Source organism: Ruegeria sp. CDSA241 (assembly GCF_059611265.1).
This window is the reverse complement of the sequence record NZ_JBXWPF010000014.1, coordinates 1-15,727: the sequence shown is the minus strand read 5'-3', so window position 1 is coordinate 15,727 and position 15,727 is coordinate 1. Positions and strand designations below refer to the sequence as shown.

The 15,727-nt window shown below is 55.0% G+C and carries 14 protein-coding genes; 13 read left to right on the top strand and 1 reads right to left on the bottom strand.

The annotated features are described in order from the left end of the window. The first annotated feature begins 101 nt into the window (after positions 1 to 101). From cpaB to pdeM, 13 genes are all read left to right on the top strand, one after another. Positions 102 to 983: a Flp pilus assembly protein CpaB gene (gene cpaB / locus AC2FJV_RS13440; protein WP_271950513.1), complete on the top strand. Its 882-nt coding sequence runs from the start codon at positions 102 to 104 to the stop codon at positions 981 to 983. Positions 984 to 1,177: 194 nt separating this feature from the next. After that, on the top strand, positions 1,178 to 2,584 hold the full coding sequence (locus AC2FJV_RS13435; RefSeq protein ID WP_142637970.1) for a type II and III secretion system protein family protein: 1,407 nt from the start codon (positions 1,178 to 1,180) through the stop codon (positions 2,582 to 2,584). 17 nt (positions 2,585 to 2,601) lie between these two features. After that, entirely contained in the window at positions 2,602 to 3,231 is a 630-nt protein-coding gene (locus AC2FJV_RS13430; protein WP_142637968.1) for an OmpA family protein, read from the top strand. Between the two features lie 194 nt (positions 3,232 to 3,425). After that, positions 3,426 to 4,661 carry a CpaE/TadZ family protein gene (locus tag AC2FJV_RS13425; protein ID WP_281973278.1) on the top strand — a complete coding sequence of 412 codons (1,236 nt, stop codon included), beginning with the start codon at positions 3,426 to 3,428 and terminating at the stop codon, positions 4,659 to 4,661. 24 nt (positions 4,662 to 4,685) lie between these two features. Continuing rightward, positions 4,686 to 6,128 carry a TadA family conjugal transfer-associated ATPase gene (locus AC2FJV_RS13420; RefSeq protein WP_142637964.1) on the top strand — a complete coding sequence of 481 codons (1,443 nt, stop codon included), beginning with the start codon at positions 4,686 to 4,688 and terminating at the stop codon, positions 6,126 to 6,128. A gap of 11 nt (positions 6,129 to 6,139) precedes the next feature. Further along, positions 6,140 to 7,108, top strand: a complete 969-nt coding sequence (locus AC2FJV_RS13415) for a type II secretion system F family protein (RefSeq protein ID WP_142637962.1) — start codon at positions 6,140 to 6,142, stop codon at positions 7,106 to 7,108. 10 nt (positions 7,109 to 7,118) lie between these two features. Next, complete coding sequence (locus AC2FJV_RS13410; RefSeq protein WP_142637960.1) at positions 7,119 to 8,096, top strand: type II secretion system F family protein; 978 nt, start codon at positions 7,119 to 7,121, stop codon at positions 8,094 to 8,096. Positions 8,097 to 8,102: 6 nt separating this feature from the next. After that, on the top strand, positions 8,103 to 8,684 hold the full coding sequence (locus tag AC2FJV_RS13405) for a tetratricopeptide repeat protein (protein WP_185956705.1): 582 nt from the start codon (positions 8,103 to 8,105) through the stop codon (positions 8,682 to 8,684). Between the two features lie 29 nt (positions 8,685 to 8,713). Next, the gene (locus tag AC2FJV_RS13400) at positions 8,714 to 9,565 is read left to right on the top strand and encodes a tetratricopeptide repeat protein (protein ID WP_142637958.1); all 852 of its coding nucleotides are present in this window, start codon (positions 8,714 to 8,716) and stop codon (positions 9,563 to 9,565) included. 3 nt (positions 9,566 to 9,568) lie between these two features. After that, positions 9,569 to 10,105 (top strand): prepilin peptidase, encoded by a 537-nt coding sequence (locus AC2FJV_RS13395; protein ID WP_496694279.1) that lies wholly within the window; start codon positions 9,569 to 9,571, stop codon positions 10,103 to 10,105. A 118-nt stretch (positions 10,106 to 10,223) separates the two neighbouring features. Then, on the top strand, positions 10,224 to 11,531 hold the full coding sequence (locus tag AC2FJV_RS13390) for a DUF8689 domain-containing protein (protein WP_142637954.1): 1,308 nt from the start codon (positions 10,224 to 10,226) through the stop codon (positions 11,529 to 11,531). 40 nt (positions 11,532 to 11,571) lie between these two features. Continuing rightward, positions 11,572 to 13,983, top strand: coding sequence for a ligase-associated DNA damage response DEXH box helicase (locus tag AC2FJV_RS13385; protein ID WP_496694280.1), 2,412 nt, complete (start codon positions 11,572 to 11,574; stop codon positions 13,981 to 13,983). Positions 13,984 to 14,025: 42 nt separating this feature from the next. Further along, the gene (pdeM, locus tag AC2FJV_RS13380; protein WP_142638200.1) at positions 14,026 to 14,688 is read left to right on the top strand and encodes a ligase-associated DNA damage response endonuclease PdeM; all 663 of its coding nucleotides are present in this window, start codon (positions 14,026 to 14,028) and stop codon (positions 14,686 to 14,688) included. Positions 14,689 to 14,694: 6 nt separating this feature from the next. Here the strand turns inward: pdeM and AC2FJV_RS13375 are convergent, their stop codons facing one another. Further along, entirely contained in the window at positions 14,695 to 15,438 is a 744-nt protein-coding gene (locus tag AC2FJV_RS13375) for a LytTR family DNA-binding domain-containing protein (protein WP_271950522.1), read from the bottom strand. Positions 15,439 to 15,727 lie beyond the last annotated feature (289 nt).

Genomic DNA, 15,727 nt, shown 5'->3' with positions numbered 1-15,727 from the left:
TTGTCCCCCTTTTCGACACAATTCTCCTGTAACCAATAGTCAGTTGAAGTCGTATTCCCTATGACGACTGACATCGCATACAAATAAATGAGGGAACGCGCATGCGTGCAGTATTTGGACTTGTCCTGATTGTTGGGGTGGCTCTGGCAGGAGGAGCTGTTTATATGGCGCGGGACTATATTTCTCAGTATCAGGCGGAATTGGCTAGAGAACGTTTGGCGGCTCAGGAAGCATTGGCAAATGTTAAGTCCGTCCCGACGGTGGACGTTCTGGTTTCGAACCGTGCTCTTAAATATGGTGAGCGTCTGGTCGCCGAAGATGTGCGGATCGTGAAATGGCCTGAGGATGCAATTCCCGAAGGAAGCTTCCTTGAAATGGCCGTCCTGTTTCCAGAGGACGCCAGTGGCGACCGCTTCGTTCTGAGGACCATGGAAAAAGACGAAGCCCTGATGGAGGTCAAAGTAACCAAACCAGGCGAGGCAGCGGGTCTGACATCACGAATCGCGAAAGGTAAGCGCGCATTTGCAATCAGCGTGGACGTTGCTTCGGGCGTATCCGGCTTCCTTCGCCCTGGTGACAGTATCGATGTTTATTGGACCGGTTCGTATGGTGGCGGAATCGATGGGTCGCGCGGCGAAATCACCCGCCTGATTCAAACCAGCATTGAGTTGATCGCTGTTGACCAGAGCGCCGGGTCCGATCTGACCGGAGCCACGATCGCGCGCACCGTTACGGTCGCTGCTACTCCGGAACAAATCGCGGCACTGGCTCAGGCTCAGAACACCGGCCGCCTGTCTTTGGCGCTGGTTGGCGTGCAAGACGACACAATCGCAAGCGCGGTCGAGGTTGACCAAAGAAAACTTCTGGGCATTAAAGATGTCGTCCCCGTGGCACCCAAAATCGCGGAAGAGGTCTGTACGGTCAAGACGCGCCGCGGTGCCGAGATCGTCGATACGGGAATAGTAACACCCTGCACAAATTAACAGAAAATCAGTGCGTTACATGACCGGGGCCGCGCGAATTGCGCGGCCCTAATTTGTTCGCATGTTGCGCATTGTCCACATAAGGAAAATTCCAGAAACCATTGATTATTGCAATAAATTCTCAATTCGCGCAGTGTTATCAGACATAAGGCAGTAGCCGCAAAAAACGAGGCGTGATCGGAGAGGCAGGTCACATGAAAAGAAGTTCCTGGATAAGCGCAGCCCTATTGGGCTTGGCGCTCGTAGTTGGCCCAGTCGGCAATGCTGCCTGGGCTGAAACACTTCGCGTGGTAAAGAAGGGTACAGCGGAAACGCTTGATGTGCCAATGAACCGCGCAATAGTTGTGGAAAGTGAGCAACCGTTTGCCGAACTCAGCATCGCCAATGCAGGCATCGCTGATATTTCGTCGCTTTCGGATCGTACTATCTATGTTTTGGGTAAGGCTCCTGGCCTGACGACCCTGACATTGTTCGACGGCGCAGGTAATCTACTTGCTAATGTTCGGGTCCGTGTGGCACCGGATGTTACCGAGTTTAAAGAACGTCTGCGCCAGATTTTGCCAACCGAGCCTATCGAAGTTCGCACCGCCAATGACGGTATCGTTCTTTCTGGCACAATTTCTAGCGCTGCCAAGTTGGCGCGGGCATTGGAGCTGGCAGAGCGCTATGCACCGGAGCGCGTATCGAACCTGATGTCGGTTGGCGGCGTTCAGCAGGTCATGCTGAAAGTGCGCTTTGCCGAGATGAATCGGTCGGTGGCTAAAAGCCTGACTGCATCGCTTGGTTTCGGCGGCAGTGATGTGACTGGCGGTATCAACACGCTGAACAATGCTGGTGCTTTGGCAAATGCCCTGAACAACAACATTCCGGCGGTACAGACGAATACCGGCGCAATTCTGTTCGGCTTTGGCGCAGGCTCCACACAGGTTCGTCTGCTGCTGGAGGCGCTCGAGTCCAAAGGACTGGCGCGCAGCCTTGCAGAGCCTAACCTATCCGCACTTTCGGGTCAGGAAGCGACGTTCCTTGCAGGTGGTGAAGTTCCTATTCCGGTACCGCAGGACGACGGCGTAATTGCGATTGAATACAAAGCCTTCGGTGTTGAAATCGACTTTATCCCCCGCGTTGTGGATGGTGATCTGATCAACCTTGAAATGGCTGCTGCCGTGTCAGCTATCGATGGTTCGTCGAACTTCACCATTCAAGGTGATAATGTTCCATCTTTCATCACACGCCAGACCAGCACAACGGTTGAGCTGCGCGATGGTGAAAGCTTTGCGATCGCTGGCTTGATCCAGGATGATTTCACCGACCTGAACAGCCAGATTCCTTGGTTGGGTGACGTCCCGGTTCTTGGCGCCCTCTTCCGCAGCGCGGAATATCAGCGTCAGCAAAGTGAACTGGTGATCATCATCACAGCCCACCTTGTGTCGCCGACTCGTGGCGAGGCACTGGCTCTGCCTACGGATCGGGTCAAACCGCCCAGCGAATTTGATCTGTTCGTCAATGGCAAAGTCGGTCGGACTGAACGTCTGGGTGCCGGTGCAGCTTCGGAAGTCGCGAATCAGGACTTCGGTAGCTCGTACGGCTACGTCCTGGATTGATTAGGAGGATAGGACCAATGCAGAAGTGGATCATCACACTGGGTCTTTCGGTCGCTGTCGCCGCATGTACGCGTGAGGCCGGATACGAAGCCGATCAGGGCGCGTTCGGGAATGCGACACTGAACAACATTCAAGTAATGAATGGCGAACTGACATATGCCCAGATCCTGGGCCAACGGTTCGCAGCCGAAGTGCCGACCCAGATCAACTTTGATTTCAACAGCGCTCAACTGGACGAAACAGCTCGGCGAGTACTCTTGCGTCAGGCGAACTGGATCAAACAGTTCCCCGAGGCACGGTTCCGGGTCTATGGCCATACGGATGCTGTTGGATCAACGGCATATAACCAAAGCCTGGGCCAGCGGCGCGCGAATGCGGCTGTTGCGTTCCTTACGCAGCAGGGTATCTCTCGCTCGCGGTTGGAGGCGGTTGTTTCATTCGGTAAGTCTCGACCTCTCGTGGCTACGCCGGATCGAGACCGTCGCAACAGGCGCACCGTGACCGAAGTATCAGGCTTCGTTGATCGTGCACCCCAGCTACTCGATGGCAAATACGCCGCTATCGTCAATCGTGAGTACGTGGAAAGCGCGGTTTATGAATCCCAGCTGCGCCGCGAAACCGCTATTGGCGATACAAGCGAACAATAAACTGTGATTGGGCGGCATCGTCGCCCAATTCCCTACAATTGGTTCTTTTGCGCCTAATTCTTGCCTAAGTTCCAAGCCACATTTTCAACAATTGGGTGACCTGCGTCCGAAAATGGCCGCAATAGGGTGACAGCAAGCCAATCCTGTCCTCTGGGCCAGGATGGTTCGCCTACCCTTCGACGAGGATTGTGTTAATGACAAGCGCCACGCCGCAAAACGAAGAGACCGCAATTCTGGCCTGCACGATCAGTCGTGATGTCCAGAATTTCGATCTGCTTATAGAAGATATGGAAGGCGCTTTGGGTGAGCGTTGGGGCGATCTCGGCTTTGCCGAAGCCCTGACATTTTTCAACCAACCCGAGGCGAATTCACTGCAATTTGTCGCGTTGGCCATTGATGGCGAGGATGAAGACAACCTGTCACTGATGGGTGAAATCATCACACAGGCAAAAGACAAAAATATCAAAATAGTTCTGATCGCCGAGGACGTGACCCCGGCTTCGCTGCATCAGTTGCTGCGCAAGGGCGCGGACGAATTCGTCCCCTACCCTCTTCCAGAAGGTGAATTGCAAGAAGCAATCGACCGGATGAACAAACCCGAACCCGTCGCCGTTGCCCCCGGATCAGATGCCGCACGTGCAGCTGGCGACTCTAAAGAGGGTGCTTTGTTTGTGATTCAGGGACTTGCCGGTGGGGTCGGGTCGACGACTATGGCCGTCAACCTAGCTTGGGAACTGGCAACGGTCTCTGACAAAGAGGCCCCTTCGGTTTGTTTGATTGACCTGGACCTGCAATACGGAACGGTTTCGACCTATCTGGATCTTCCCCGTCGAGAAACTGTATTCGAGATGCTGTCTGATACGGCGGCAATGGATGATGACGTCTTCAACCAGGCGCTTCAGTCCTATGAGGACAAGCTGCAGGTGCTAACTGCGCCTTCGGATATGGTGCCTTTGGATCTGATTACGCAAGAAGATATCGAACGGGTGATCGAAAAGGCGCGAAAGCACTTCGATTATGTGATCGTCGACATGCCAACGACATTGGTTCACTGGTCGGAAACTGTACTGCAGGCCGCCCATGTTTACTTTGCCCTGATAGAACTGGACATGCGATCGGCTCAGAACGCATTGCGCCTCAAGCGCGCTTTACAGGCCGAGGAACTACCCTTCAATAAGTTGCGTTTCGCTCTCAATCGCGCCCCGAAATTTACCGATCTGAATGGTAAGGGCCGGGTCAAGCGCATGGGTGAAAGCCTGGGTATCTCTATTGATCTTCAACTGCCGGATGGCGGCAAACCCGTGATGCAAAGCGGTGATCACGGTCTGCCATTGGCCAACGCTGCGGCCAAGAACCCACTGCGCAAGGAAATCGCAAAGCTTGCGAAGTCGCTGCACAGCCTGGGCAGCAGTAGCGCCGAAGCCGCATAACACAATCCCACAGGGAGAGCCGCCGTGTTTTCAAGATATAAAAAACCCGAAGCACAACCGGTCCAGGCACCGGCTAAATCGCCCGAGGCCACACCTGCACCTGCAGCGGAGCAAGCATCAACCGCTACTGCTGTTGCCCGGCGACCCACCCCCAAAAAGGCGGTCGAGGTTGTAGGGGCGGACAAGGAACGCAAGCGCAAAGAGCGTCTGGGCGAAATCAAGATCGAACTCCACCGCGAGCTTCTTGAAAACCTGAACCTTGCGGCCCTTGAGAAAGCTGGAGAATCCGAGCTGCGCTCGGAAATCAGTGCGATTGCCAGTGAGGTTCTGGAATCCCGCAACATCGTTCTAAACCGCGACGACCGGCAACAGCTGAACAAGGAACTGTATGACGAAGTAACCGGTCTTGGCCCTCTCGAGACCTTGCTTCAGGACGACTCTGTCAGCGATATTCTGGTCAACGGCCCGCAGCAAATTTTTGTTGAACGGTTCGGTAAGCTAGAAATTAGCGACGTTACCTTTAAAGACGAAAAGCACCTGATGCGGATCATCGACAAGATCGTATCCGCCGTGGGCCGCCGTGTTGACGAATCCAACCCCTATGTGGACGCCCGTCTGGCGGATGGCTCGCGTTTCAACGCCATGGTGCCACCGATTGCCGTTGACGGCTCGCTGGTATCCATTCGTAAGTTCAAAAAAGATAAGCTGGCCATTGATGACCTGGTGAATTTTGGTGCCTTCACCGAAGAAATGGCCGCCTATCTGCAGGCTGCTGTATCTACACGCCTGAATGTGATCGTTTCGGGCGGTACCGGTTCCGGTAAAACAACCACGCTAAACGCATTGTCCAGCTTTATCGACGACGCCGAGCGTATTCTGACCATCGAGGATACAGCGGAACTCCAGCTGCAACAGTCTCATGTTGGCCGGATGGAAAGCCGCCCGCCTAACGTCGAAGGCAAGGGTGAAGTCAGCCCCCGCGACTGTCTGAAAAACGCCCTTCGTATGCGTCCCGACCGTATCATCGTGGGTGAGACACGGGGCTCGGAAGTTATCGACATGCTACAGGCCATGAACACTGGCCATGATGGCTCGATGACAACGATCCACGCGAACTCGGCCCGAGACGGGATTTCGCGCCTTGAAAACATGATCGCGATGGCCGGGATCGAAATGCCGATCAAGGCCGTCCGTAGCCAGATCTCCAGTGCTGTGAACCTGATCGTTCAGGCAAGCCGCCTGCAGGACGGCTCGCGGCGTATGACTTCGATCACCGAAATCACTGGTATGGAAGGCGATGTGATTTCCATGCAGGAAATCTTTCGTTTTCAACGCGTTGGATTAACGCCCGACAACAAGATCATTGGCCATTTTACCGCGACAGGCGTTCGCAGCCACTACTCCGAACGCTTCCGTCTGTGGGGCTATGATCTGCCCCCTTCGATTTACGAACCAACGACTATGTAGGAGATCTTGAAATGCAACTGCCTATGGAGGCACTGATCTACGTCGCGATCTTCGTAGGCGTACTTGCGTTGGTGGAAGGAATCTATCTGGTTGCCTTCGGAAAATCCATCAGTCTGAACAGCCGCGTGAACCGCCGTCTGGACATGCTGGATAAAGGCGTCGGGCGCGAACAAGTTCTGGAACAGCTGCGCAAGGAAATGCAGCAGCATATGAAGTCCCAGAGTATTCCGCTCTATTCCCTGTTGGCGGACAAGGCTCAGAAGGCCGCCATCGCCTTCACACCCCGTCAGTTGATCCTGATTATGGTGTTGGTGACAGGCTTTGCCTTCATGGGGCTCAGCATTGCAACGGGAACGGAAACCATAATGCGGGCCGCAATTTCGGTCGCAATCGGTGTTGGTGGTGTCTATGCGTGGGTAAACAACAAGGCCAAAAAGCGTATGGCAATGCTGGAAGAACAGTTGCCAGATGCTGTGGAATTGATGGTTCGGTCGCTTCGCGTCGGGAACCCTTTTGTGTCCACCATTCAAATCGTCGCAAATGAAGTCCAGGATCCACTCGCCACTGAATTCGGAGTTATCGCTGATGAATGTGCCTATGGCCGTGACGTCGGTGAATCTCTCAAAGATCTGGCACAACGACTGGATATGCAGGATCTACGGTTTTTGGCAGTGGCCGTCGGCATCCAACAGCAATCCGGTGGTAACCTGGCCGAAATTCTGGCCGGTCTGGCCAAGGTGATCCGGGCCCGTTTTCGACTTTTCCGGCGCGTCAACGCTATCACAGCCGAGGCAAAATGGTCAGGAAAATTCCTATCTGGATTTCCACTGTTCTGCCTGGGATTCATTTTGGTGAACGACCCCGGGTACTATGACGAAGTTATGGATCACCCATGGTTCATTCCTGCCTGTTTCTTTGTCGGCATCATGCTGACACTGAACCTGATCGTCATGCGCATTCTAACCGACATCAAGGTCTGAGGACACCACCATGGAAATCCTGACCCAAATAAATGACTTTCTAACCGAGCTCCTTGGCCCCTTCGGTCCACTGATCGTGGTTGGTGTACTTGGACTGTTCATGATCTTGATCACAGTCCCCTTGATCCTGAGCCAGCCAGAAGATCCCCTGAAGAAACTGCAGCGTTCTAATGCAGCCCCTCGACAGGATAAGAAGGTCAAAAAGGACAAGCTCAGAACCAGCGGGCGAAACGAGCAGCTTGAGAAGTTTGCCAACTTCCTTGAGCCACAGAATAAGGAAGAACTGTCTGCCATGCAGCTGAAACTGCGGCAGGCGGGGTATCAATCAAAGGACGCAGTTCGGTTCTTCCACTTCGCTCAATTTTCCTTGGGCATCATCGGAATTGTGATTGGTGTTTTGCTGGTCACTGTCCTTTCCGACGGTCAGGAATTTACCGCGCAGCAGATGATAATACGAGTTCTTGTCCCGTCGGCCGCCGGGTATTTTCTGCCACGCTATTGGATCACCCGAAGGGTCGCAGAACGGCAAGAAGCGATCACCGCAGGCTTTCCCGATACTCTTGACCTGATGCTGGTCTGTGTCGAGGCTGGCCAGTCGCTGGACCAGGCCATCGTTCGCGTCGCACGCGAAATGAAAGCTTCCTACCCTGAGATTTCGCTTGAATTCGAAGTCGTCGCCCACGAATTGAAGGCCGGTAAGGACAAGGATACGGTTCTTCGCGATTTTGGTACGCGCTGTGGCGTTCAGGATGTTAACTCATTTGTGACGGTGATGATCCAATCGGCAACATTCGGTACATCCATCGCCGAAGCTTTGCGGGTTTACGCTGGCGAGATGCGAGATAAGCGCGTGATGCGCGCCGAAGAGGCCGCTAACAAGTTGCCAACCAAAATGACACTCGCCACTATGATGCTGACGGTGCCACCGTTGCTGGTCATTCTGGTTGGACCCTCGGCCAAAGGCATCGCTGAATTCGGCGGAGGCTAATAGCCTATGAAATTGAAACCCAGGTGCATCCAAACGGGGATACGCCGCGTGTTACAGGCCACCGTGGTTCTTGCCACGGTGGCTTCTTGCACGGAAACGGGGTCCTCCGGGGATCTGGATGCACCTGGCATTGATCGTAAAGCCCCGGCCGAAGATCAGATTGCAGTAGGCAACCGGCTGATGGCTTCGGGTGAATACGAGCTTGCGTTGGATGCCTTTATCCGCGCAGCGCTCAATCAGGGAATGACAACGCAGATCCTGACCTCGATGGGGACGGCAAATCTGGGCCTTCGGAGGCTTGGACAGGCGGAAACGCTGCTGCGCCGAGCGGTTGAAGATGACCCCGAATGGTCTGTCGCCTGGAACAACCTGGGTGTGTTGCTGATGGAAATCGGTGAATACCCCGAGGCCGCTCAGGTCTTTCGCCGGGCCTATGCTCTCGATAATGGCGAAAGTGACGCAATTCGGGACAATCTGCGGTTAGCTCTCGCAAAAATGGAAAATACTGATAATAATACCCCTCAAGAACAAGAATACACACTGGAGCAGCAAGGCGACGGGCAATTCATGCTGCGCAAGCTCCCGTAACATAGGCAAGAGCAGTAAGGGACGCAAAAATGCGCCAACAATTCTTGATTCCGTCTATCGCAATCTGCGGGCTGATCCTCTCAGCCTGTGAAAAAGAGTCCGAGGAAGAAAAGGTCGAGCGTACATTTCAGGAGGTGAACGTCATTGACGAAACCAACCTGAACGACGTTCTTCTGTCGGCCGCCGATCCGAACGAAGCCGTTACCTATTTCCAGGGAGCCGCCGCCAAGAACCCGGGTCGTATAGACCTGCAACGTGGGCTGGCGATTTCACTGGCGCGCGCTAAACGGACGACCGAGGCAACCGCCGCCTGGAAAAAAGTCACCACGATGAGCGGTGCGACCAATGTAGACAAGGTCGAATACGCAGATTCTCTGGTACGTTCCGGGAACTGGTCACAGGCCAAATCGACATTGGATTCGATCCCGCCGACTTTTGAATCTTTCAAACGCTACCGCCTGGAAGCCGTCGTCGCGGATTCACAAAAAAACTGGAAACGCGCGGATCATTTCTATGAAACCGCCGTGGGTCTGACGACCCGCCCCGGTGGTGTGATGAACAACTGGGGATATTCCAAGCTGACGCGCGGCCAGTACGACGAAGCCGAACGGTTATTCACCGAGGCCATTCGACAGGATAACTCTCTATTCACGGCAAAGAACAATCTGGTCCTCGCCCGGGCTGCACAGGGCAATTACAGCATGCCTGTCGTTCCCATGTCTCAGGTCGAACGCGCGATGTTGTTGAACACAATGGCCATCTCGGCGGTGAAACGCGGTGATGTGGCGACGGCCAAGAACCTGTTCCGCGAAGCGATCGCCACCCATCCGCAACATTACGACGAAGCCGTTCGATCCCTGCGCGCGCTTGAGGAAGCCTGATACATGCATATTCCAGCGGGTGCTGCGGCCTGGTTTTTGCCGTTCGTACTGCCGATCTGCTATTACGTGGCCTTCACCGACCTGCGTGACATGCTCATCAAGAATCACGCCGTAGTTGCACTGGCCTTGGTATTTGCGGTCATCGGTTTGTTTGTCCTGCCGCCCTGGTCGGATGGTTGGATTTCTGGCCCGTTTTCTGTGTCCCTCCCACCCTATTTGTGGCAGCTGTTACATATAGTTGTAATGCTGGTCATCGGCATTCTGCTCAACGCAGCCGGCATTATGGGAGCCGGAGACGCAAAATTCATAGCCGCGGCCTCAGCCTTTGTTTGGATGGGCGATTTCACATTGGTAGTGTTGATCCTGATGTCGACCACCTTGGCGGCCTTTGTCACGCATCGGTTGGCCAAACATACCGCCCTCAGAGCTATTGCCCCAGATTGGGAAAGCTGGCGTCGGGACAAACAGTTTCCCATGGGTTTCGCGCTTGGTGCAACCCTGGCCATCTACCTGATACTTGGAACTGTTTACGGCTCGTAAACTATCATCAGTCCGCCTTGTCCCCGCCTTGGAACTGACACAAAGCCCGGCCAAATTTTCGTCAAAGGGCCCTTTTCAGGGCTATTGGCGTGAATACTGAATTAGACGGGCAACGCTCATGAATATGCAGACAACCTCGGTAATGGCCCCCCCTACCCCAAAGGGGTTGGGCGATATGCAGCTTCCTATTGTTATGATGCGGGATATCCTGCTGAAAACTATCTTTCGTAAAACCGTAGATACGGTTTCCGAAGTTGCCCAAGCGATCTGCTTGCCGGGATCTGTCACACAGGAATTGATCGACCTTGCCCGCGAACAAAAGCTGCTGGAAGCAACCGGTACTTTGAACGCCAACAGCGGCAATGAGATGGGGTATCAACTGACCGATGCGGGCAAAGCGCGTGCATTGGATGCGCTGAGCCAGTCCGAATATTTCGGCGCCATGCCCGTGCCGCTGGATGTGTACCGCGAGCAGGTAAAACGCCAGTCGATCCGGAATATCCAGGTTTCCCGCGACCAGTTGACCGGGGCAATGGGACATCTGGTTCTGCCTGACAGCCTGCTGGACCACCTTGGACCCGCGGTCAGTGCAGGCCGATCAATCCTGATGTATGGACCTCCGGGTAATGGTAAATCCTCTATCTCGAACGGTATTCGGGATGCGTTGGGCGATAATGTCTATGTCCCATATGCCATCGAATACGCTGGTCAGGTGATCACGGTGTATGACCCGATTGTACACACAGCCATCGAACAAGAAGCGGATGACCCCAATAGCTTGCGCCGCCGCAAGCGGTTTGATTCGCGCTATGTCCAATGTGAAAGACCAACTGTTGTGACTGGCGGTGAACTGTCACTCAGCATGCTCGATCTGGTTTATAACCCTACGGCGCGGACCTATCAGGCCCCGCTGCAGCTGAAATCGACAGGCGGCATCTTTATCGTTGACGACCTTGGCCGTCAGCAGGAACCACCTCAGGCCCTGATCAACCGCTGGATTGTTCCACTGGAAGAGAACAAGGATATCCTTGGCCTGCAATCGGGTGAAAAATTCGAAGTGCCCTTTGACACGCTGGTCATCTTTTCGACCAACTTTCACCCCAACGAGATCTTTGACCAAGCCGCTTTGCGCCGGATCTTCTTCAAGATCAAGATTGACGGTCCGAACCAAGAGAACTTCCTGAAAATCTTCGCCATGGTGGCCCGCAAACGCGGGATGCCTCTGGACGAGGCCGCATTGGTCCATCTGCTAAAGGTCAAATACCCGACCATCGACAACATCTATGCGAACTATCAGCCGATATTCCTGATTGATCAGATGATCTCGATCTGCGAATTCGAGGGCATCCCCTATCAGATGAGCCCCGATCTAATTGAACGCGCTTGGGCCAACATGTTCGTCAAAGATGAGAAAATCGTCAAATAACCTAATGCCATTTCGCTGACGGGCCGGGTAATCTGCCTTTATGACGCAGATTCCCGCCCGGATTACTGACTGGTTTGAAGACAAAGGTTGGTCCATCCACCCGCATCAGCAGGACATGTACGACCGGGCCCTTGAACCGGCGACGTTGCTGATAGCCCCCACCGGCGGGGGCAAGACAATGGCCGGATTTCTACCCACGCTGGCCGATCTGGCAGAGCGGGACCATGATGGCCTGCATACAATCTACGTCTCCCCTCTCAAGGCGCTGGCGGCAGATATCCGGCGAAACCTGCGTGGCCCAGCCGAGGAAATGGGCCTGGCCGTCCGGATTGAGGACCGCACCGGAGATACCTCAGCCACACAGAAAAAGCGTCAGCGGGTTGACCCACCGCAGATCCTTTTGACCACACCTGAAAGCCTGGCCCTGCTGACCTCTTACGAAGACGCCGGGCGGATGTTTCAGGGCGTGCAACGAGTGGTTGTCGATGAAATCCACGCCCTAGCTGAAAGCAAGCGTGGCGACCAGCTGATGCTGGCGCTGGCCCGTCTGCAGGGGCTCTGCCCGGACCTGCGCAGGGTGGGCCTGTCTGCCACGGTCGAAGACCCCGATGCGATTGCCCGTTTTCTGGCACGTCACCCTGATCCCTGCCGGATCGTTGAGGCCGATCCTGGGCCTGACCCCGATATCCAAATGTTGGAAACGCCGGAAATGCCTCCGTGGTCGGGCGGTGGCGCGGCCTATTCCATCCCTGCCGTTCTGGACCAGATCCGGAAGCATAAGACGACGCTTATCTTTCACAACACCCGCGCACAGGCCGAGATTTTCTTTCACAACCTCTGGCTTGCCAACGAAGACGGGCTGCCGATTGGCATTCATCACGGCAGTCTGGACAGGCAGCAACGCGAACGTGTCGAGGCCGCAATGGTTCGCGGTGAGCTGCGCGCGATCGTCTGCACAGGCAGTCTGGATCTTGGTATTGATTGGGGCGATGTCGACCTGGTCATTCAGATCGGGGCGCCCAAAAACGTCAAAAGGCTGGTTCAGCGCATCGGGCGCGCAAATCACAGATACAACGCCCCCTCCAAAGCATTGTTAGTGCCCGCAAACCGCTTCGAAGTTGTGGAATGCATAGCGGCACTTGAGGCTGTAAAAGCTCATGATCTGGACGGTGATCCCCGCGGCGCAGGTCCACGCGATGTGTTGTGTCAACATATCCTGATTGCCGCAGCATCCGGGCCATTCTTGGCCGATGACCTGTTCCGGCAAATGACCGCAGCGGGGCCCTATGCCGGGTTGACCCGAGCAGAGTTCGACGCCTGTTTGGACTTTTGTGCAACCGGGGGCTATGCCCTGCGCGCCTATGATCGGTGGCAAAGGCTTCAGCTACGGCCAGATGGGCAATGGCAGCTGCGTGACCCCCGTGCTGCGCAGCGTATCCGCATGAACCTTGGCACGATTCAGGACACCGATACGTTGAAAGTCCGCCTGAAACGCAATCGAAGGGGCAAACCTCTGGGAGAGGTCGAAGAAGCCTTTGCTGCCTCGCTGACCCACGGAGATACCTTTCTGATCGGCGGCCAGATCGTGCGCTATGAGGGATTGCGCGAGATGACGGTCGAAGTCAGCCGCCGAGCGGATAAGAAGCCCAAGATCGCAACGTTTTCAGGCACCAAATTTGCGACCTCGACGCAGCTGAGCAACCGTATCCTGCGGCTGTTTGCACAGCCCGATTGGCCCCAGTTACCCGCGCATACCGCGGATTGGCTGGCGTTGCAGCGCGATATCTCGCGCCTACCTCAACGTGAAAGGTTACTGATCGAAAGTTTCCCCAACGATGGGCGCGAAAACCTGTGTGTCTATGGTTTTGCAGGTCGCAACGCCCAGCAGACGCTGGGGCTGTTGCTGACCAAACGGATGGAAGAAACGGACCTTGCACCGCTGGGCTTTGTTGCCACCGACTATGCAACCCTGATCTGGGGGTTGGACGCGGTGATAGACCCGCGTCCGCTATTTCAGCCCGACGCGCTGCGCAACGGCTTGGAAACCTGGCTGGCGGGCAATGCCGTGATGAAGCGCACCTTTCGTGCCTCGGCCACGATTGCAGGGCTGATCGAACGGAACATGGCCGGTCAGCGCAAAAGTGGTCGGCAGGCCACGTTTTCCTCAGATATCCTCTACGATACTTTGCTGAAATACGATCCCGATCACCTGTTAATGCAAATCACCCGAGAAGAGGCCATGCGCGGTCTCGTCGATTTCGGGCGGATCGAGGCACTGATCGAGCGGATCGGGGGACGTATAGATCTGATGCGATTGGATCGGGTTTCACCTCTGGCTGCACCACTGTTTCTTGAGGTTGGCAAGGTACCCGTCAAAGGTGCTGCTGAAGAACGCTTGCTGGCGGAAGAAAGCGCGCGCCTATTGCAAGAGGCTGGGCTGAAATCCTGCTAAAACCTCTTGCACGCGATAGCGGAACGTCGCAAAGAACGTAACATGAACGAAGTTTCGATCTGTTTAGCCGGGCAAAATCTGCTCGCGCTTGGGTCTGGTGCCCTTTGGTGGCCCGACAAAAGCGTGCTTTGCGTGTCCGATCTGCATCTGGGTAAATCCGAGCGTTTGGCGCGCCGGGGCGGCACGACATTACCCCCCTATGACAGCCAGGACACCCTGGCCCGATTGGCCGCAGATATCGAGCACACGCAGCCTGACATCGTTATTTGCCTTGGGGATAGTTTTGATGATCTTGATGCCCTAAACGCCTTGAGTGTGCCCGACAGGCTGCAGATTACGGCGATGCAGGCCGGTCGCCGCTGGGTCTGGATCGAAGGAAACCATGACCCCGGCCCGGTAGATCTGGGCGGAAGCCATTTGGCCGAATATGCGGTTGACCCTCTGGTCTTTCGTCATATTGCGCAACCCAAGGGCAAGGCTGAGGTTTCGGGACATTACCACCCCAAGGCGCGCGTGCGGGTTCGCGGTCGTTCCATCACCCGCCCCGCCTTCCTGATGGATCAGGCGCGTCTGATCCTGCCTGCCTATGGGACTTATACTGGTGGGCTCTTTAGCTCGGATCACGTTCTGGACGCCTTGATGAGCGATCAGGCAATGGCGATCCTGACAGGGAAAATCCCGCAAATGATCCCAATGCCCAGATAGGGCGGCTCAGATCAGACCATCTTCCTCTAGGAACGGACGGTATTTCCTGCTGACCGGAACAAGCTCTTCGTTCTTCAGGCGCAACATGATCTTGCCACCCTTACGTTCGACCCCAGCAATGGCGTCATCGACAACCCAATGCGATCTGTGCGTGCAATGGCCCGGTATAGGTTCCATTTCCTCTATGGCGTCGGTAAAACGCGACCGGATCGTAAACGTGCCCTCAGAAGTCACCACATCCACATAGTGGTCTTGGACCGTCAAGCGATAGACCCGGCCCTGAAAGGATCCCGGCAACCGCTTGTACATGCGCGGCAGCGGAATTTCAGCATATTCGGATTGAGGTTTCGATGCCTCACGCCGCACCAGGATCAAGCCCACCGACAGCAAGGCGCCATAAGATGTTACGGATAACATATCCGGGCACGGCAGTCCGTTGGCCGAAAACAGCAACCAGACCATCAACCAAAGGCTTGGAACGAAAAGGACGAAAACCAAAGATATCAGCACAAGGTCGCGCCCAGAAAACTCGGTCTCAGCGAACAACCTACGCAACAATCTTCTTGCGACGCAGGTCACTCCTAGCGCCAGCGCCATCACCCCGATCCAGAAGGCCAAGCGCCAAGGAAAGGTTACTTCGATGGCCTGAAATGGTTGGAATACGAAGGACAATAGCAGAAGGAAAACCAGCCCGGCAATCAACCGGTACCCTACTATTTCGGCGAAAACTGGGCGCAGTTTCGTGAACATAAACACTCGACAACAACTCTCCGGGTCCAGCCAATACTACCGGGGACTTGCCATATTACAACGTAACCGGCTGGAATAGAAAGTTTATCACCAATACAGGCACATTCAATGCCCGTAATCTCACACTTAGTTTACATATTAACAAATTTTAGGCCGGGGAGTTCCCCGGCCCTGAAAATCTACATGCACGACTGTCCGCTATGGGTCACACAGTCAGGCCTTCTGGTTCGGGGAGTTTGTTTGCGCGGCATGCGGCGGTCAGGGTGTTGGCCAGCAGGCATGCGATTGT